This window comes from Novosphingobium flavum (assembly GCF_014230315.1).
In the GTDB taxonomy this organism is placed as follows: Bacteria; Pseudomonadota; Alphaproteobacteria; order Sphingomonadales; family Sphingomonadaceae; genus Novosphingobium; species Novosphingobium flavum.
Map to the genome: position 1 here is coordinate 213,864 of NZ_JACLAW010000005.1, position 18,645 is coordinate 232,508.

At 65.0% G+C, this 18,645-nt stretch carries 20 protein-coding genes; 11 read left to right on the top strand and 9 right to left on the bottom strand.

Translation table 11 applies throughout. The features are described from left to right. The first annotated feature begins 132 nt into the window (after window positions 1–132). From H7F51_RS08000 to H7F51_RS08025, 6 genes are read left to right on the top strand one after another with little or no spacing between them, the layout of a single operon-like run. On the top strand, window positions 133–1,002 hold the full coding sequence (locus H7F51_RS08000; RefSeq protein ID WP_185663719.1) for a cytochrome c oxidase subunit II: 870 nt from the start codon (window positions 133–135) through the stop codon (window positions 1,000–1,002). Then, on the top strand, window positions 1,002–2,720 hold the full coding sequence (locus H7F51_RS08005; RefSeq protein WP_185663720.1) for a cytochrome c oxidase subunit I: 1,719 nt from the start codon (window positions 1,002–1,004) through the stop codon (window positions 2,718–2,720). The genes H7F51_RS08000 and H7F51_RS08005 overlap by 1 nt, the downstream gene beginning before the upstream one ends. Then, window positions 2,717–3,346, top strand: coding sequence for a cytochrome c oxidase subunit 3 family protein (locus H7F51_RS08010; protein ID WP_185663721.1), 630 nt, complete (start codon window positions 2,717–2,719; stop codon window positions 3,344–3,346). Before H7F51_RS08005 ends, H7F51_RS08010 begins: the two co-directional genes overlap by 4 nt. 24 nt (window positions 3,347–3,370) lie before the next feature. Further along, window positions 3,371–4,066, top strand: coding sequence for a heme-copper oxidase subunit III family protein (locus H7F51_RS08015; RefSeq protein WP_246447985.1), 696 nt, complete (start codon window positions 3,371–3,373; stop codon window positions 4,064–4,066). Window positions 4,067–4,082: 16 nt separating this feature from the next. After that, the gene (locus H7F51_RS08020) at window positions 4,083–4,427 is read left to right on the top strand and encodes a cytochrome C oxidase subunit IV family protein (RefSeq protein WP_246447988.1); all 345 of its coding nucleotides are present in this window, start codon (window positions 4,083–4,085) and stop codon (window positions 4,425–4,427) included. A 3-nt stretch (window positions 4,428–4,430) separates the two neighbouring features. Continuing rightward, window positions 4,431–5,120 (top strand): c-type cytochrome, encoded by a 690-nt coding sequence (locus H7F51_RS08025; RefSeq protein ID WP_185663722.1) that lies wholly within the window; start codon window positions 4,431–4,433, stop codon window positions 5,118–5,120. Here H7F51_RS08025 and H7F51_RS08030 read toward each other — a convergent pair. From H7F51_RS08030 to H7F51_RS08050, 5 genes are all read right to left on the bottom strand, one after another. Beyond that, window positions 5,117–5,908 carry a DUF2189 domain-containing protein gene (locus H7F51_RS08030; RefSeq protein WP_185663723.1) on the bottom strand — a complete coding sequence of 264 codons (792 nt, stop codon included), beginning with the start codon at window positions 5,906–5,908 and terminating at the stop codon, window positions 5,117–5,119. The genes H7F51_RS08025 and H7F51_RS08030 overlap by 4 nt on opposite strands. A 219-nt stretch (window positions 5,909–6,127) precedes the next feature. Beyond that, on the bottom strand, window positions 6,128–6,382 hold the full coding sequence (locus H7F51_RS08035) for a hypothetical protein (protein ID WP_185663724.1): 255 nt from the start codon (window positions 6,380–6,382) through the stop codon (window positions 6,128–6,130). 112 nt (window positions 6,383–6,494) lie between these two features. Then, the gene (locus H7F51_RS08040; RefSeq protein WP_246447989.1) at window positions 6,495–7,907 is read right to left on the bottom strand and encodes an MFS transporter; all 1,413 of its coding nucleotides are present in this window, start codon (window positions 7,905–7,907) and stop codon (window positions 6,495–6,497) included. A 60-nt stretch (window positions 7,908–7,967) separates the two neighbouring features. Next, a complete protein-coding gene (locus H7F51_RS08045) occupies window positions 7,968–8,498 on the bottom strand; it encodes a hypothetical protein (protein WP_185663725.1) in 531 nt (176 codons plus the stop codon). Continuing rightward, on the bottom strand, window positions 8,489–9,100 hold the full coding sequence (locus H7F51_RS08050) for a thioredoxin family protein (protein ID WP_185663726.1): 612 nt from the start codon (window positions 9,098–9,100) through the stop codon (window positions 8,489–8,491). Before H7F51_RS08050 ends, H7F51_RS08045 begins: the two co-directional genes overlap by 10 nt. Before the next feature lie 143 nt (window positions 9,101–9,243). Between H7F51_RS08050 and H7F51_RS08055 the strand changes: the two genes are divergently transcribed. After that, the gene (locus H7F51_RS08055) at window positions 9,244–10,023 is read left to right on the top strand and encodes a TIM barrel protein (protein WP_185663727.1); all 780 of its coding nucleotides are present in this window, start codon (window positions 9,244–9,246) and stop codon (window positions 10,021–10,023) included. A 44-nt stretch (window positions 10,024–10,067) separates the two neighbouring features. Here the strand turns inward: H7F51_RS08055 and H7F51_RS08060 are convergent, their stop codons facing one another. Further along, window positions 10,068–11,687 (bottom strand): GMC family oxidoreductase, encoded by a 1,620-nt coding sequence (locus H7F51_RS08060; protein ID WP_185663728.1) that lies wholly within the window; start codon window positions 11,685–11,687, stop codon window positions 10,068–10,070. Window positions 11,688–11,808: 121 nt separating this feature from the next. On the opposite strand from H7F51_RS08060, the gene H7F51_RS08065 reads away from it, so the two are divergent. Then, the gene (locus H7F51_RS08065; RefSeq protein WP_185663729.1) at window positions 11,809–12,189 is read left to right on the top strand and encodes a C-glycoside deglycosidase beta subunit domain-containing protein; all 381 of its coding nucleotides are present in this window, start codon (window positions 11,809–11,811) and stop codon (window positions 12,187–12,189) included. A 21-nt stretch (window positions 12,190–12,210) separates the two neighbouring features. Beyond that, window positions 12,211–13,206, top strand: coding sequence for a sugar phosphate isomerase/epimerase family protein (locus tag H7F51_RS08070; protein ID WP_185663730.1), 996 nt, complete (start codon window positions 12,211–12,213; stop codon window positions 13,204–13,206). 40 nt (window positions 13,207–13,246) lie between these two features. Here the strand turns inward: H7F51_RS08070 and H7F51_RS08075 are convergent, their stop codons facing one another. From H7F51_RS08075 to H7F51_RS08085, 3 genes are all read right to left on the bottom strand, one after another. Further along, window positions 13,247–14,125, bottom strand: a complete 879-nt coding sequence (locus tag H7F51_RS08075; RefSeq protein ID WP_185663731.1) for an alpha/beta hydrolase — start codon at window positions 14,123–14,125, stop codon at window positions 13,247–13,249. 52 nt (window positions 14,126–14,177) lie between these two features. After that, window positions 14,178–14,858 (bottom strand): TetR/AcrR family transcriptional regulator, encoded by a 681-nt coding sequence (locus tag H7F51_RS08080; protein WP_185663732.1) that lies wholly within the window; start codon window positions 14,856–14,858, stop codon window positions 14,178–14,180. A 113-nt stretch (window positions 14,859–14,971) separates the two neighbouring features. Continuing rightward, the gene (locus H7F51_RS08085; RefSeq protein WP_246447990.1) at window positions 14,972–16,120 is read right to left on the bottom strand and encodes an MFS transporter; all 1,149 of its coding nucleotides are present in this window, start codon (window positions 16,118–16,120) and stop codon (window positions 14,972–14,974) included. A 161-nt stretch (window positions 16,121–16,281) separates the two neighbouring features. Here H7F51_RS08085 and H7F51_RS08090 point away from each other — a divergent pair, with 161 nt between their 5' ends. Then, window positions 16,282–17,397, top strand: coding sequence for a Gfo/Idh/MocA family protein (locus H7F51_RS08090; RefSeq protein ID WP_185663734.1), 1,116 nt, complete (start codon window positions 16,282–16,284; stop codon window positions 17,395–17,397). A gap of 11 nt (window positions 17,398–17,408) precedes the next feature. Beyond that, window positions 17,409–18,464 (top strand): sugar phosphate isomerase/epimerase family protein, encoded by a 1,056-nt coding sequence (locus H7F51_RS08095; protein WP_185663735.1) that lies wholly within the window; start codon window positions 17,409–17,411, stop codon window positions 18,462–18,464. Window positions 18,465–18,645: the final 181 nt, after the last annotated feature.

The following is an 18,645-nucleotide window of genomic DNA, read 5'->3' on the forward strand; positions in this document are numbered from 1 at the left end:
CACGCCGTGACCCTGCTTTCCTTCCGTCACTTTTGGGCCTAAAATTGTCGCGCGCGGTTTTAGGCCGCGCGGCGAGTCGAATTCTGCCGGAATGCATGGCGGGATTTGCTGCGCAGCATGGGGCAGGGGCCTATGCCCGTTGCGATTGCAATTGTCGTGCTGGTGATAGGCTCGATCGCCTTCCACTGGCTCAGTCCGTGGTGGCAGACGCCGCTTGCCGCCGATTGGGGATCAATTGATTCCGCCTTGCGCATAACCATCGCGATCTGCGCCGTGGTCTTCGTCCTGCTCAACCTGTTCCTGGCCTATTCGCTGTGGCGCTTCCGGCACCGTCCCGGGCGCCGGGCAAGGTTCGAGCCCGAGAACGCCGCACTCGAGAAAGGACTGACATTCTGGACGGCCGTCGGCATCGCCGCGATGCTCGCGCCGGGACTGGTCGCCTGGGGCCGTTTCGTGACCATCCCCAAGGATGCGGCGGTCGTCGAGGCCGTGGGGCAGCAATGGCAGTGGTCCTTCCGCTTCCCCGGCGCGGACCGGGCGCTGGGAACCGCCGCGGTCCAGTACATGACCCCGGAAAACCCTCTTGGCCTTAACCCCAACGACCCGTTCGGCCGCGACGACATCATTGTCGAGGCCAGTGAATTGCACCTCCCGGTCGGTGAGCCGGTGAAGATGGTGCTGCGCTCGAAAGACGTGTTGCACGACTTCTACGTGCCAGAGTTCCGCGCAAAGATGGACCTGGTGCCGGGCATGGTGACCTATTTCTGGATGAAGCCGACGCGGGCCGGGAAGTACGATATCCTCTGCGCCGAACTGTGCGGATCGGGGCATTACGTGATGCGCGGGTCGGTCATCGTGGAGAGCCGCAAGGCCTTTGATGCCTGGCTCTCCGGGCAGCAGGCCTTCGGGCAGACTATCACCGGGGCCGCACCTGAAGTGAATGCGGCCGCGCCGGCCCATGTCGAAGGTGGGCCCGCCACGGGCCACGGGGAGCAACACTGATGGCGACGACGATCGCAGACGACCTCAGGCCGATGCATCACCCCAAGACCTGGGCCGGCAAATATGTCTGGAGCCAGGATCACAAGGTCATCGCCATCCAGTACAGCCTGACCGCCATCGCGGTGGGGCTGGTCGCGCTGGTCCTCTCCGTCCTGATGCGGCTGCAACTGGGCTTCCCCGGCGCCTATTCGGGGATCACTCCCGAGAACTACCTGCAATACGTGTCGATGCACGGGATGATCATGGTGGTCTACCTGCTTACGGCCCTGCTGCTCGGCGGTTTCGGCAATTACCTGATCCCGCTGATGGTCGGCGCGCGGGACATGGTGTTCCCCTTCGTCAACATGCTGAGCTACTGGATCTACCTGCTTTCGGTGGTGGTCCTGCTGTCCGGCTTTTTCGTCCCCGGTGGGCCGACCGGCGCCGGCTGGACGCTCTATCCGCCCCAGGCCATCAGCGAGGGGACTCCCGGCCACCAGTGGGGCATCGTCACCATGCTGGTCAGCCTGGCGATCTTCGTCGTGGCCTTCACGATGGGCGGCCTCAACTACGTGACGACCGTGCTGCAGGCGCGGACCCGCGGGATGACGCTGATGCGGATGCCGCTGTCGGTCTGGGGCATCTTCATCGCCTCGATCATGGGGCTGCTGGCCTTTCCGGCCCTGTTCGTGGCGGCCGTCATGATGCTGCTCGACCATCTGGCGGGCACCAGTTTCTTCATGCCCGCGATGCAATCGATGGGGCAGACCAGCCAGACCATGGGGGGGAGCCCGATCCTCTTCCAGCACCTGTTCTGGTTCTTTGGCCATCCCGAGGTCTACATCGTCGCCTTGCCTGCGTTCGGCATCGTGTCGGACCTGATCAGCGTCCATGCGCGCAAGAACATCTTCGGTTACCGAATGATGGTCTGGGCGATCGTGATCATCGGCGGGCTCAGCTTTGTCGTCTGGGCCCACCACATGTATGTGAGCGGAATGAACCCTTATTTCGGGTACTTTTTCGCAACCTCGACCCTGATCATCGCCATCCCGACCGCGATCAAGGTCTACAACTGGCTGCTGACCCTGTGGCGCGGCGACATCCATCTGCGCGTCCCCATGCTGTTCGCGCTGGGGTTCATCTTTACGTTCATCCACGGCGGGCTGTCGGGGCTTTTCCTGGGCAATGTCAGCGTCGACGTGCCCCTTTCCGATACGTTCTTCGTCGTCGGTCACTTCCACATGGTCATGGGCGTCTCGCCGATCCTGGTGATCTTCGGGGCGATCTATCACTGGTATCCGAAGATCACCGGCCGGATGTGGAACGACGCGCTGGGCAAGATCCATTTCTGGATCACTTTCCTCGGGGTCTACGTGATCTATCTGCCGATGCATTACATTGGCATCCTCGGCGTGCCTCGGCGCTACTATGCGCTGGGCGAAACGGGCTTCATCCCGCAGTCGGTCCACACCGCCAACGAGATGATCAGCATTGCCGCCTTCGTTGTGTTCGCCGGGCAGGCCGTGTTCTTCTACAACATGATCCATAGCTATTTTTGGGGTCCCAAGGCGGAGCCCAATCCCTGGGGCGCGGCGAGCCTCGAATGGCAGACGCCCGAAACCCCGCCGGGGCATGGCAATTGGGGGGCGCACCTCCCCATCGTCTATCGCTGGGCCTACGATTACAGCGTGCCCGGCGCGGCGCGGGACTTCATCCCCCAGACCGAGCCGCCGTCATGAGCCTGATCGCCCGCCTTGCCGAGAAGAGCTGGCAGAACCCGGGCATCGACGGGCGCAGCGATCCGGCGGACTATCGCCCGCCGGCCGCCAAGGTGGGGCTTGTCGCCTTCATGGGCGTGGCTACGGTGATCTTCACCCTGCTGTCCGCCGCCTACCTGATGCGCATGGGCATCCACGGCAACATGGGCCACGGTACGGCGGGAGACTGGCGGCCGTTGCCGAAGCCGCCGCAGCTCTGGATCAACACCGGCTTGCTCGCGCTTGGCTGCCTGGCCTGGGAAGCGGCGCGGCGCCTGGCCCGGAGCGGCGAGGCCGCGCCGATGCGTTCGGCCGCCGCGCTGGGCAACGGGCTGGGCGTACTGTTCCTGCTTGGCCAGCTGCTGCTGTGGCGGCACTATCAGGCCGGCGGCTATTTCCTCGCCGCAAACCCAGCCAATGCCTTTTTCTATCTGCTGACCGCCCTGCACGGGCTGCACCTGGCGGGCGGCGTGATTGCCGGCCTGCATGCCCCCTATCCTCCGGCCGGGGGGCATGATGCCCGGCTCCGGATCCAGCTTTGCGCGATCTACTGGCATTTCCTTTTGCTCGTGTGGATCGTGCTTCTGGTATTGCTGTTATCGACGTGAAAATCGCAGCGGGATGATGTCGTCATGTCGCAATTGATGATGAAGCAGGAAGAGCATCGGCAGGCCCGTCAGGACCTGAGCGATGTTGCGGCCGATTGGTCGAACGATCAGGAAGTCTTTCGCCAGACCCATTGGGGCAAGGTGATGATGTGGATCTTCCTGCTCAGCGACACCTTCGTTTTTTCCTGCTTCCTCACCGCCTACATGACGATGCGGGCCTCGGCGACCTTGCCCTGGCCGGATACGGCCGAGGTGTTCGCGCTCACCATCGGCGGGCATCCGATCCCGCTGATCCTGATCGCGATCATGACCTTCGTGCTGATCAGTTCCAGCGGCACCATGGCGATGGCGGTCAATTTCGGCTACCGGCGAGACCGCCGCAAGACCGCCGCACTGATGCTGGCAACGGCCCTGTTCGGCGCGACCTTCGTCGGCATGCAGGCCTTTGAATGGACAAAGCTGATCTTCGAGGAAGGCGTCCGCCCTTGGAGCAATCCGATGGGCGCGCCGCAATTCGGCGCCAGCTTCTTCATGATCACCGGATTTCACGGCCTGCACGTCACCTGCGGGGTGATCCTGCTGCTGATCGTCGCCTCGAAGGTCCTGCGTGGGCACTACGACCGGACAGGCGATTACTCCGCCGTCGAGATCGCGGGCCTGTATTGGCACTTCGTCGATCTCGTCTGGGTTTTCATTTTCGCCTTTTTCTACCTTTGGTGAGGGGGAAGGAGCCGCCATGGACAAGGATGCGTCACCCGCCGCGCCGGACATGCCCCAGCAGCATCCGATCGGCCTCTATCTCAAGGTCTGGGCCTATCTCTTCGTGCTCAGCGCCCTGTCGTACATGGTCGACTACTTCCAGTTCCAGGGCATAGTCCGCTGGGGACTGATCGTAACCCTGATGTTGCTCAAGGCGGGTCTGATCATCTCGATCTTCATGCATATGGCATGGGAGCGGCTCTCGCTCGTCTATGCCATTCTGGTGCCGCCCCTCGCGCTGCTCGTGCTGGTACGAATCATGCTGTTCGAGTCCGACTACGTGTTCTGGACGAGGGCGATCTTCATGAACGGTGGAGGCTGAGCCATGATCCGGTCAAGGCGGCTCGCGATTGCCACGGCCATTGCTGGATCGCTGGCGGTCGCCTGGTCGCTTGGCTGGATCGTCAGGCAAATGGTGCCGGTCGGCGATACGGGACGGCTGGCATACCGGCCGGTGGAAGACCTGCCGCCGCCTGTCGACATGGCAAGGCTCCAGCAGCAATGGCCGAGCGGACTGGACGGGCCGGCCGACCGCAACCGCCTGACGGCCTTTCAAGAGGACAATGCACACGCGGCCCCGCTCCCGGTCAGGCGCGCCGCGCCGGTCCCGGCCGGGCCGGTCGATCTCGGCGCGCTGCTGGCCGGCGCCGACCTGGCGGCTGGCAAGAGCAGGGCGCAGGTCTGCGCGAGCTGCCATGATTTCGCAAAGGGAGGTCCGGACAGGATCGGGCCCAATCTGTGGGGCGTCGTCGGCCGGAGCGTGGCATCGCGGCCCGGTTTTTCCTATTCGGCCGCCATGGCGGCCCAGCAGGGCGCGTGGAGTTACGAACGGCTGTTTGCCTACCTTGCCTCGCCGGCCCGCATGGTGCCGGGTACTAAGATGGCCTTCGCCGGAATTTCCGGGGCGCAGGACCGGGCTGCCGTCATCCGTTATCTCGCCACGATGGGGGATAGTCCTCCGCCGCTGCCCCAGCCGCTTCCGGCGGCCGGGGCAGGCAAGGTTGCGAGCAACTAGCGCTCAACCGCCAGCGTGTAGAGATGCCAGGTGGCGTAACCCAACACGGGCAGGACAACCGCCAGGCCGACCAGCGCCGGCAGCGCTCCCAGGACCAGCAATCCGACCACGATCAGGCCCCATGCCGCGATCGTCACCGGATTCTTCCAGGCGACCCGAACCGAGGTCCGCAGCGCGACCTTCCATGACACCGGCCGATCGACCAGCATCGGGAAGGACACGGCACTGATCGCCAGCACGGTGATCGCAAACCCCAGTCCCACGAGATTGCCGACGACGATCATGGCCCAGCCTTCCGGCGTGGCCAGTACGGCCTGCAGGAACGCCAGCGGGGTGCGCGGAGCATCCAGGCCCATCGTATTCACATAGATGTACCAGGCCACTGCGATCCAGAGCACGAACAGCGCCGTCAGGATGGCGGACAGCGCGAACAGCGGTTCGGCGCGCGGGCCGCGCAGCACGTCGAGGAAATGACGCCAGCGGGCATCCAATCCCTGCTCGCGCCGCCGGGCGAGTTCGTAAAATCCGCTAGCTGCGGCAGGCCCGAGCAGGATCGATCCGGCGGCAATCGGAAAGAGCAGGGGCAGGATCGACACGCGCAGGACATAGAGCGTCCCCAGCGCGATCGCGATCGGATAGATCAGGCCGACGAAAACCAGATCGCCCCGCTTCTCCATGAAGTCTTCCCAGCCTTGGGAAAGGGCGGTGCGCAAGTCACGTAGCGTGATCTTGCGAATGCGAATGTCTTCCATTGCCGGGGCGATGGAAGATGGGTGGGCAATTGCCATCAGTCGCTCTCCATTCTGGTCATGGGAGCCGACTCGGCGTTGCCCCATGCCCGATCGAGGCATGGCTCAGGAGCGCCGGCGTATCCCGTACACTCAGTCATCGGCGGTCATGTCCGACCCGCTTGCTGCAAGGTCGTGGCCATGTCGCCGTAGCAGGGACTGTACTACCTTCGGCGGGCCGATGACAGAGGGAACCCGAGCATCGGGAACCGGATACCGTCAGACTTCGGCCCACATCCGGATGAGGGCGTGATAATGCGCCGTGAGGCGGATAATTTCTCCGGACGGGGCGGCTGCTTCCCGCAATGCGCTGATGGTCTTGTCCAGCTCATGGAGCAGGTGGCGGCGTGCCGCATCGCGCACGCCGCTCTGGATCCAGAAGAAGGCGCCGGTGTGCTCGCCGGATGTTACCGGGCGGACTTCGTGGATCGTGCCCCCGTCATAGAGCAGCATGTCGCCCGCATCGAGCTTCACCGCGTGAGTGCCATGAGCATCGTGGATCTGATCGAATACTCACGGCATCCTCGACGTTTACATGCCTATTGCGGGCCGAGCCGTGATCTTGTCTAGGCCTCCCCGCCGGCCTTTAGCCGTGGGCGGGCCCGATCCGAAAAGTGCCGACAAGCCTTGCCATGGCGCCGCCCGCCAGCACGACCAGCGTCAGCACGAACCACGCGAGAGCCTGTACCTTGCCCGCCGGCATTTGCCCCACCGGCAGGCCGACGGGAAAGTCGATCAGCCCAAGGAACGAACCGGCCAGAAGCGCAACCGCGCCGCTCCCCAGTTGGAGGCCGATGAACATGAAGCTGGCCACCATGCCCTGTGCCGGGCGGCCGGTGTTCGCCTCGTGCTCGTCGCCGATGTCGTAGGTCACCACGTTGAACGGTACGACGTAGAGCCCGTAGGCGAGGCCGCCGATAAAGCGCAGGGCGAACATCAGGGCGCCGATGCCGGCAGTGCCGGGCGGCGGGGACAGGCCGGACAGGGGCAGGATGATGGCAAAGGCCTGGGCGACGAAGAAGGCGCCCAAGCCCAGCATCATGGCGTCGCGCGTGCTGAACATCCGCAGGAAAACAGGGGCCAGCGCCATGGCGAGAATGGAGCCGAACGTCGCCGCCATCAGCAGGCGTGGGGTCCACGTCTCGTCCAGCTGCCAGAAGTAGGTGGCAAGGTGCAGCGACAGCTGGTTGATGACCGAGTTGGTGAACAGCACCAGAAAGGCCACCAACAGCAATCGCCCCACATTCGGCGTAATGCGGATCGCACGCGCCATGTCCTTGAGAATGGCGAGGGGGCTGCTGCCGGGCCCGTCCGGAGCGATGTCGCACGTGGTGGCCTCGATCGCGCGGGCCCGGCGATAGGTGCCGAGCGCCCCGATCAGCATGAGCACGCCGCCGAGCAGTGCCACGAACACGCCGAACGGGGTGTAGGGGGCCGGGTTGAGCTGCGGCTTGGGAAAGGCGGCGCTGTGCACGAAGAATATCCCGAATGCGACCGCAGGCACGGTAAGGATGATCAGCTGATTGCCGATGTTGCGCATCACGGCGATCAGGCGCCGTTCCGTCACGTCGGTCGACAGTTCTCCGCCCAGGGCATAGGCCGGGACCGTCCACAGCGAGATGCCGCAGCGCGCAAGCAGGCCTGTGCCGAGCAGCCAGCCGAATATCTGCAGCTGATCCATCCCGGCCGGAGGGTTGAAGACAGCGGCGATCCCGATGGTGAAGGGCAGGATGGCCGCGAACATCAGGGAGTGCCGGCGGCCAAGCGGCGCCTTGGTCAGGCGATCGGAGAAGGCCCCGATCCATGGGTCGACAATGGTGTCGAACGCGATGATCACGGCAATGGCCAAGCCGAGCAGCCAGCCCTTGAGACCCACGACCTGCGCGTAGAAGAACAGGACGAAAGCGTCCCATGCGAAGGACTTGAGCAATTCCGGCATGGCGCAGATCATCCAGGCGATGCGCTCTGGCCAATTCAACCGATGCTTGATGCGTACCATTGGTTTCACTGCACTTCTCCCATCGGGTGCGGACTTTTGTCGCCACCCATGCGGTGCCGGTCAGCCGGCCGTCAGTCTTGCTCCCGCGCCGAAAAATCGCACCGTTCCGTCCGTTTCCGCGGCACTCGCCATCACGCACAGCTGTATGCCGAAGCGCAGCGGCAGCGGGCGTTCGAGCGTGAAGGTGCTGAGCCGCCGGTCGCATTGCGGGTGCCACGGGCGGGCTTCGGCGGGGATGTCGGCCGGCACGGCAATACTGTCAGGCGAGGTCAGTCGCGGGATCAGTTCGACCCGCTCCATGCCGCCGTGCTGGAGCGTCGCCCATGACAGGCGCGCGCCATCGAGCACTTCCCACATGAGCTGCAATTCAGTGAGGTGCAGAGTCTGGCCGTCCTGCTCGACGATGGCCGGAATGGGGAAGTGGAACCAGGCATCCTTGCCGCCGCGCAAGCGAAAAGCGCTGAAGAACCCCCGGTAGAACCCGCTTCCTTCCGACCACGGCGCTCCGTCCACCGGCGCGAAATAGTCAGGCCCCCGCTCCTGCGGCTGCACGCTCGCGGCCGGGACCCAGATGCGAGAGGTCACGCCCATGAGGGATCCTTCCCCGGCCGCCACTTGATCGAGCAGCCAGCGCTCGGGCGCTGCGGCTGAGGCGCCGGGAGGCCGGCCAGCAGGGCGTCCAGCGCGGCGCGCATGTCATCGCCGGTAACGGGAAGATCGGTCCGCAGCGGCGGCATGCCGGGCATGGGCGGGCGGTTGATGCTCGGCCTGCTCTCGTCGAACTGGCCGGCGTAGTAGAGGCGGCGCTCGCCATCGTAGAGGAAGAAGTCCGGCGTGCAGATCGCGTTGTAGGCCAGGGCCACGTCCTGGCTTTCATCGTGCAGGTAGGGGAAGGGGAAATCCCTGTCCGCAGCCAGTGCCTGCATGTGGGCATAGTCGTCGTCCGGATATTCGTCAGGCCAGTTCGACGAGATCGCCACGACCTGCAGGCCCTTCGGCTCATATTCGCGCGCGAGCCCGATCAGTCCGTCGAGCAGATGGAGCACGAACGGGCAGTGATTGCAGATGAAGGCAACCAGCAGGGCCGGAGCCGGGGCGAACTCTTCCAGCGTGCGAATCCGTCCATCTGTATCGGGCAGGGCAAATGGCGGCGCCGGCTGGCCGTAGTCGAGTTGGCGGGACAATCTGAGCATTCTCTCTCCCCTTTTTTATAGAAATAAAATATCTATTCGTATATTTGGCGCGAGGCAATGGCGAAGTTTCGCCGCGCCGACAGGCGAGCGGAGGGGCTCCTCCAGCCACCTGTCGATCAGACGTGCCGGGAGGAGAAAAGGCTGTGTCATTCGATATTTCAGTGAACCTTGAGTACATGTTCCACGAAGCGGGCGACCGTATCGAGGACCGTGTGGCGGCTGCGGCGGACGCGGGTTTTACGAAGGTGGAGCTGTTCACTACCGACGGGCGGGATCTTGCCTGCCTGTCTGCCGCGCTGGCCGACAATGGGGCGAGCCTGGTGAGCGTTGTTGCCGATCCGCGAACCCGCCTGGTCGACCGCGATACCCATGCCGGTTTTCGGGACCTGTTCCGCAAGGCGGGGGAAGATGCGGTCGCGCTCGGCTGCCCGCGCATCGTCGTGGGGTCGGGGCCGGGCGTGCCTTACATGAAGCGGCCGGTGCAGCTGGCGATCGTGGCCGAGGCCGTTGCCTCTATCGTGCCGATCGCGGAAGAACTGGGGCTCATCATCATGCTCGAGCCGGTGAATACCCGGATGGACCACCCGGGCGTCCTTTTCAGCCAGACCGAGGATGCGCTGGCGGTGATCGCGCAGGTCGGCTCGCCGCGCGTGCGCCTGCTCTATGACATCTACCACTCGATCGTGGAGGGCGAGGACCCCGCCGCGATCCTGCCGCAGGTGAGCCACCTGCTTGAGCATGTGCAGGTGGCCGACGTGCCGGGGCGGGGCGAGCCGGGTTCGGGCACGGTTGATTGGGAGCGGCAGCTGTCGCTGCTCGGGTCAGTCGGTTATTCCGGGCTGATCGGCGTTGAATGCTATCCGACCAGAGCCTCGACCGCCGAGGCGCTCGCATCGTTCCGTCAGCTTTGCGATCGGGTCTGAGGTGACCGGGCGGCGCGTCACAGCGCCGCCCGATTTTCCGGATGCTATCCCTGTTGGTCGGCCAGGATCAGTTCGGCCGCACGCTCTGCCACGGCCATGGCCGGGCCATTGGTATTGCCGGAAACCGGCGTCGGCATGATCGAACAGTCGACCACCCGCAGGGCCGCGATCCCGTGGACCCGGCAGTGGATATCGACGACCGAGTTCGCCGGGTCTGTGCCCATCGAGCAAGTGCCGGTGCCGTGAAGGCCGCATTCCACCATCTTGGCCAGTTCCGCCTCAATGGCCTCGTCGTCCTGAACGGCAGGACCGGGCATCCGCTCAGTGCCGATGAACGCCTTGAGCGGATCCGACACGGCGATGGCGCGGAACAGCTTGAACAGCTCGATCGCCTTCGCCTTGTCGTAGGGATCGGACCATAGGGCGGGATCGATCTGCGGCGCCTGCCGGAAATCCGGAGAGGTGAGGGTAACCGCCCCGCGGCTGCGGGGCCGCAGGTGATAGCCGGAGAAGGTGAGGCCGGGCTTGGGGGTCAGCGGGCTGCCCGGGCGTTCGGCCATCTCGTTGATGGTGCGCATGGCAAAGGGCGCGGCGGCGACCTGGAAATCTGGCCAGCGCGGATCGACGCCCTCGCTGGCGACCAGGCCCGTCAGCGGCATTCCGACGCGGGCGAGGTGGCCCGTGCCGGTCGCGAAATACTGCAGCGCATTGCGATAGAGGCGCCAGCCAAAGAATTCGCGGTTGGTGCCGGGGTGGTTATGGAGGTCGAACGAGACGCCGAACTTCTGGTGGTCGGCAAGGTTCTGACCGACCGCAGTGAGGTCCTTCACGACGGACAGGCCAAGGGATTGCAGCGTCGCGCCGGGTCCGACGCCGGACAATTGCAGCAATTGGGGCGAGCCATAGACCCCGGCCGAGAGGATTACCTCGCCCGCGCCGAAGGTCACTTCCTCGCCATTGCGTTCGCACAGCACGCCGGTAGCGCGGCCGTTCTCGATCAGCACGCGCTTGACCGCGGTAAAGGTGGCGATCGTGAGGTTGTGGCGGTTCTGCACAGGCTTGACGAAGGCCTTGTAGGACGATTCCCGTTCGCCTTTGCGGTCCACCGTATATTGCGAGCGGCCGACGCCGTGCGCATAGGGCGTTGTGATGTCGTCCAGCCAGGGCATTCCTTGCGTACCGAAGCCGGCGGCGAGGGCATCGAACACGGGCGACCGGTATGTCGACGGCGTGACCTGCAATTCGCCGCCCTGGCCTCGGCCCGGGTGCGCGCCGGGATCCCGGTAGTCCTCGAACTTCTTGTAGCAGCGGGAAATCTCGTCCCAGCCCCAGCCGGCAAGTCCCTGCTTTGCCCAGCCGTCGAAATCGTCCGGCATCCCGGTCAGATACCAGGTGCCGTTGATCGCTGACGATCCGCCGAGGCCCCGCCCGTAGGTGTGAATGCCAGGGCGCATCCCGGGGCGCGATTTCAGCGGGAAGACCCGGAAATACTCAGGGTTGCCCATGATCTTCACGAAGCCGCCGGCCATCCTGATGAAGGGGTGCTGGTTGGTTCCCCCGTCCTCGATCAGCAGGACGCGATTGCGTGGGTTCGCGCTGAGCCGGTTGGCCAGCACGCAGCCGGCGGAGCCTGCCCCCACGATGATGTAGTCGAACTGGTCCATGCTCTCCTGGGGTCCGTAGATAAGTAGAATTTTCGTTCGATTTTCTTGAGCACGGGCCTTGACCTCCTGTCAAGCGATAATTAGAACCGCCTTTCTAATTATGCGAAAGGGAGAGCCTTCCATGCTGCCAGTCGAACGCGTGATCGGAGAGGAGGGGCTGAGCGCGACGCCCGCCGGTTTGCGCCTTGCCATGCGCTTGCCGTGGTATCGCTCGCTGCCGTTTTCGACCGTTGAAGTGGCGGCACTGGCGATCGACGGAGAGCCGGTCGACCTGTCCGAAGCGCAGGTCGAATACGACGGCGCGTCGTGGCCACTTGCCGAGCTGGGCGAGCAGACCAACCGTTTCTGGTTCGTGCGCGACAGCGCCTTTCTCGTGCTGCCCGGCCGCTGCCTGGCGCCGGGTTCCGAGCACAAGGTGGCGCTGACGATCAACGTCAACCCGCCCTACATCCCCGGCATGAAGCGGGCCAACCCGCAGACCGAACTGCTCAGCGTGAACTGAGCGAGCGAGAGGATTTCCAGAATGACCAGCGCAACGGGGCCGCAAGTCGGCGTCACGCTCTATTCCTTCACCAACGAATGGCTTAGCCGCCAGTTCGACCTGCCCGGGCTGCTGCACGAGGTGGCAAAACGCGGGCTGGGGCCGAACATCGAGATCATCGGCTTCCAGAGCCTCAAGGAATTCCCTGACATCAGCGACGATTTCGCGGCGCGGTTCAAGGACCTCATCGCGGAAACCGGATTGAATCCGACCTCTCTGGCAATCAATTCCGACCGCTTCCTGAAGCCCGGCCAGCAGCCGATCGACGATGCGACGCTGGTCGAATATCACAAGCGCCAGCTGCGCTCGGCCGCCAAGCTGGGCTTCCCAGTGGCACGGTCGCAGTTCGCGCTGCCGGTTCACCTCCTGCCCGAGATCGCGCCCTATGCCGAGGAACTGGGCATCGTGATGGGGGTGGAAGTCCACGCGCCGATGTGGGCCGGGCACCCGGCGGTACAGGCCTATGGCGAGATGTACGACAAGCTGAATTCGCCCGCGCTGGGGTGGATTCCAGATTTCGGCGGCACGGCCAGCCGCATTCCCGCCTCGATGCTCGATGCCGCGCGCCGGGCAGGGGCAAAGGAAAGCCTGCTCGACATGCTCAAGGAGATCTGGCTGGAGCCGGGCATGAGCCACGAGAAGGCCGGCAAGCTGCGCGAAAAGGCGCTGGCCGATGGCCATGCCCCCGCGCACATCCAGGCGGCGAGCCTGGCCTTCTTCATCCTTGCGAACAACGATCCGAAGAGCTGGGCCGCGCTGGTCGACCGCACCGTCCACATTCACGGGAAGTTCTATGGGGTGGACGATGACGGCGTCGAGGAAGCGATCGACTACGAGACGATCCTGCCGCTGTTCCGCGACGGCGGCTTCACCGGCACGATCGTTTCCGAATGGGAAGGCCACGCCTACGACACGCGCGATGCCTTCGAGCAGGTCCGCCGCCATCAGGCGATGTGCCGCCGGATTCTCGCCAGCTGACCGTTTCGGGAGAGCGGGGCAATCCCGCTCTCCCGATCCGTTAATGGCGGTTCAGCCAGGCGATATACTGTCCGATCCACAAGTCGCTGGTCGTGCCGCCCAGACGCATCCCGAAGCCGTGCGAACCGCCGGAATAGAGGTGGAATTCAACCTGCCGGCTCTCGCCCAGCCACGCCTGCACCAGCCCAAGGCCGCCCTGTCGGAACAGCGGATCGTCGTTGGCGATCGCCAGGAACAGCGGCGGGCGAGGGCCGGGCTTCACCGCCTCGGTCATCGGCGGGTAGAGCAGGGCGACGTTTTCCAGCGCCCGCGCCTGCGGCTTGTTCTCGATCAGCCGGATCGCCGTGCGCGATCCCGCCGAAAAGCCGACCACGGAGATCTTCGCCGGATCGAGCTTCCAGTCAGCGGCGTGCGAACGCACGTAGTCGATCGCGGCGGCAAGGTCATCGACGGCGGGCGGGTTGTCCGCGAGGGTGCTTTTGCCCATGCTCGCGAACAGCTTCATCGTCTCGCCGAGGTAGGTGGGAATGTCGCGCGTGGTCGGCATGGTGCGGTATTTGAGCACGAAGGCCGCATAGCCATCCGCGGCCAAGGCATCGGCCATGCGAAAGCCCTCGCTTTCGATCGAGACGAACCGGTATCCGCCGCCCGGCACCACGATCACCGCCTTGCCATTGGCACGTCCGGCGGCGGGAAGAACGGGATAGAGCGCGGCCCCGGTGACATTGCGGACGCTCACCTGATCGGTGAACGCTTCCCACTGCTCGCGGCCGGCTCCGCTGCCCAGTTCGATCGCGGGGCGCAGCGAAGCGGGGGCGGGCACTACCCGGAACGCAGGCGGGCCGGGCTCGGCCGCCGTGGCGTTCCCGCCCGGCAGCAAGATGGCAAGCGCGGCGACCAGTAGCGCGGGTTTCAGCATTCGACGTCTCTCCCTTTTCATGCGGTCGTGCCGAACCCGGTTCAGGGCTGCGTCACGCCGCGGTCAGATAGGCCAGGCACATCCGGCCGAGTTCCCGCTTCAGTTCCGCCCAGTCATAGTCGGTGACCGATTCCCGCGAAGAGCCGAGGCTCAACTGGCGGGCGAGGGTGGCGAAGATGATGTAATAGGCCGCTTCGGCGCGCGTCTCGTGATCGGTGCCGCCGAATTCGTCGGCGTAATGGAGCAGCGCCGCTTTCACCAAGGCGACCGCCCGCAGCGCGGCCCGCTTGCCCGGCTCGGCGACCAGCGGGTCGTTTTCCGCCCGCGTCATCGCCAGCCGCAGCAGCGCGGCATTGTCGGTCAGGACCCCGGCGTAGGCTTCGACGAATGCGGGAACGAATTCCCGCAGGCTCGAACAGCCCTGCTCGAGCGTGGCGAGCATCGCATCCTCGCTGCGCTCCATATGCTCCATCGTCTCGGCGATCACGGCGCGGACGAGGTTGTCCTTGCTCTCGAAGCGCAGATAGATCGAACCGATCGAGACATTGCCGCGCTTGCTCACCTCGATCAGGGTGAAGTCCTCGCTTCCCCGCTCCACCATCAGGGCGCGGGCCGCGCCGAGCATCCGTTCCAGCGAGGCCTTGCTGCGGCCCTGCTGCGGAGTGCGGCTGACGGTTTCCACCGTGAACGTCGTTGCCTTGGCCTTGGTCTTGCTGGGAGTCTTACCGGTCATGCACGTGTTGCCCTGGAGATCGGAATGGGAGAACTAGAATTGACGGCGCTTCGCATAGCCCGGTTTTCCCCCTGCTCCAATCGCACATTTAGCGTGCGAACTCTTGTGGTTCGTCAGCGTGCAAGGGCCTCCCGGGCATAACCGCGAGAGCCGACCAGCAGGGCCGCCGAGGTGGCAAGGGCAGTCATGCCGGTCACCAGGAAGGCGTGCTGCATCGAGCCGCTGGCCTTGGCCACGGCGCCAACGATGATCGGTGATATCGCCTGGCCCAGGAAAAAGGCGCTGGTCCAGACCCCCATGCCCCGGCCGCGGTGGGCAAAGCCGAACTTGGACTGCGCCCAGGCAATCAGGGCGGGAACGGCCATGCCGGCGCCGGTTTGCTGCACGATCAAGGCAGCCTGCATCGAGCCGATGCTTCGGGCGAGGCCGATCCCGCCAAGGCCCAGCCCGAACAGGGCCATGAAAACGGCAATCTGCACCGCGTTGGAATAACGCGAGACGAACCGGAACAGCAAAGCCCCGGCAAGGATGAACAGGCTGGGAATGACCGTTGCCTTGCTGACGTCCATCGGGTCGCTCACCCCGAGTTCACCCCACACGATCGAGCCGTTCACGATGAACACGTAGTAGAGAACCGAGGCGAAAAGGGTCATGCCCCCGACCATTGCCGCCGTGGCGAGCGGGAAGGGGCCCGAATCCTCGGCGACCGTCGAGGCGGCTTCGCCCTCCGGCCGCTTCGGCTCGAACAGGAAGAAATACATCGAGATGAAGATCGGCAGCGCGATCAGGTAAACAAGGAAACCGCCGTTCCAGCGCACGGCCGCCACTGCGGCGACAAGGAAGAAGACCAGCGGCTGGAAGGCGGGGCCGACCAGCCCCTGCAACATCAGCCAGTTGCGCCGTCCGGAATCGTCCCAATAATCGGCAATCAGGGTGTTGACGATGGTCAGGATACCCGCCTCGCAGACCCCGAGAAGGATGCGCGTGGCAATGATGGCGTCAAGGTCTTCCAGCAGGAAGGGGGCGGTCCCCACGATCCCGTAAAAGAACGTGCAGATCAGGAGCAGTCGCCGGCGTCCGAAGCGGTCGACGAACAGTCCGGCAAATGGGGCCAGGACCGCGATGGCATAGCCCGGTGCGGTCACCATGGCTGGAACCTTTATCGCCGCGTCCGGATCGTCCTTGAAGTGGGTGATGATCGAGGCGACCACCGGAAACATCGCGATGATCGCGAAGACCGGCAGGAAGGCGGCGACGATCATGGTAAAACCCTGCGGTCGCAGGGTTAGTGACCGGAAGAATCCTTTGAGCAATGCCATCTCCGCATGCTGGGGCGGCCGTTGTTCCAGCCTGTTCCCACTTGACGACGTCCAAACTACATAACTAGAATAGAGATTACAAATCAAATTTTGGGAGAACTGAGATGCGCCGATTGCGCATGGGGATGATCGGAGGCGGTCCCGGAGCATTCATCGGCCCGATCCACCGGATCGCGGCGGAGCTGGACCGGGAGATCGAGCTGGTCGCCGGGGCTTTTTCGAGCGATGCCGGGCGCAGCCGGGCGGCGGCGGAGACTTACCGGATCGATCCGGAGCGGGCCTACCCCTCGATGGAGGCGATGTTCGCGGGTGAGAAGACGCGGGGCGACGGAATCGACTTCGTGGCGATCGTCAGCCCCAATTTCCACCACCTGCCCGCTGCCCGCGCGGCGCTGGCGGCAGGGCTGCCGGTGCTGAGCGACAAGCCGGCGACCGCGACTTTCGCCGAGGCGCAGGAACTGGCCGGGCATGTCGCGTCCTCGGGCCTGTCCTACGGGCTGACGCACACCTATTCGGGCTATCCTCTCGTGCGTGAGGCGCGCGCACGGATCGCTTCGGGCGCGCTGGGCACGGTGCGCAAGGTCGTGGTCGAGTACCCGCAAGGCTGGCTCGCCGGGGAGGCCTCGGGCAAGCAGGCCGAATGGCGCACCGATCCGGCGCGCTCGGGGCCGGGCGGCTGCATCGGCGATATCGGCACCCATGCCTTCCAGCTGGCCGAATTCGTGACCGGCCTCAAGGTCACCGAGCTGCTCGCCGATCTTGGTGCCGTGGTGCCTGGTCGGCAGGTCGATGATGACTGCTCGGTCCTGCTGCGCTTCGAGAACGGGGGGAGGGGCGTGCTGCTCGCCAGCCAGATCGAGGTGGGCGAGATGAATGGCCTGCGCATCCGAGTCTATGGCGACAAGGCCGGGCTGATCTGGAAGCAGGAAGTGCCCAATACGCTCACCATCAACACGCTCGATGGGCGCACCGAGATCGTCCATGCCGGGGGCAGCCAGCTCGGCCCCGATGCCGCCCTGCGCACCCGCACCCCCACCGGGCACCCCGAGGGCTATCTCGAGGCCTTCGCCAATATCTACCGCGATTTCGCCGCCGTGCTGCGCGGGGAAGAAGCCCCGCTGCTGCCGGGGATCGACACGGCCCTGCGCGGCATGGCCTTCATCGCCACCGCCGTGGCCGCCAGCCGCGATAACGCCGGCTGGGTCAAGCTGACCGTCTGAGAGGAACCGCCATGAAGACCATCAAGGGCCCCGCCATCTTCCTCGCCCAGTTCGCGGGCGATGGCGCTCCGTTCAACACGCTGGAGTCGATTGCCGACTGGGTCGCCGGGCTCGGTTACAAGGGCGTGCAGATCCCCTCGTGGGACGCGCGCCTGTTCGACCTCGAGAAGGCCGCGACCAGCCAAACCTATTGCGACGAGATCACCGGGATGCTGGCCGAGAAGGGGCTGTCCATCACCGAGCTTTCGACCCACCTGCAGGGCCAGCTCGTCGCGGTCCACCCAGCCTTCGACGCGCAGTTCGACGCCTTCGCCGCGCCCCATGTGCGGGGTAACCCGAAGGCGCGGCAGGAGTGGGCGACCGAGCAGGTCAAGCTGGCCGCCAAGGCCAGCCGCAACCTCGGTCTCACTGCCCACGCGACCTTCTCCGGCGCGCTGGCCTGGCCCTACTTCTATCCGTGGCCGGCGCGTCCGGCGGGTCTGGTCGAAGACGCCTTCGATGAACTCGCCCGGCGCTGGAAGCCGATCCTCGACGTGTTCGAGGACAACGGGGTCGATGCCGCCTACGAGATCCATCCCGGTGAGGACCTCCACGACGGGGCGACCTTCGAGATGTTCCTCGAGCGGGTCGGCAACCACCCGCGCGCCAATATCCTCTACGACCCCAGCCACTTCGTGCTGCAGCAGCTCGATTACCTCGCCTACCTCGACATCTACCACGAGCGAATCAAGTGCTTCCACGTCAAGGACGCCGAGTTCCGCCCGAACGGCCGGATGGGGGTCTATGGCGGCTACCAGTCGTGGGCCGATCGGCCGGGGCGCTTCCGCAGCCTGGGTGACGGGCAGGTCGACTTTGCCGCGATCTTTTCCAAGATGGCGCAGTACGATTTCCCCGGCTGGGCCGTGCTGGAATGGGAATGCGCCTTGAAGCATCCCGAGCAGGGCGCGGCCGAGGGCGCGCCGTTCATCGACCGCCACATCATCCGGGTTACCGAGCACGCCTTCGACGACTTCGCCGCCGGCGGCGCCGACCGCGAACTCAACAAACGGCTGATGGGAATCGGTTGACGCGAATATTGATTCTAAACTAGACGGCCTCTGTCCACTTCGGTGGACAGACAGCCTGGTAGCCGGACAGCGCGTCCGGCTTGGGAGGGTAGCCTGCATGCGGGCTGCCAGCTGCAGGCCCCACGGCATATTGCGGGCATCTGGCCCGCGGTGGGTGCGGGCGATGCAGCTACATTCCAGT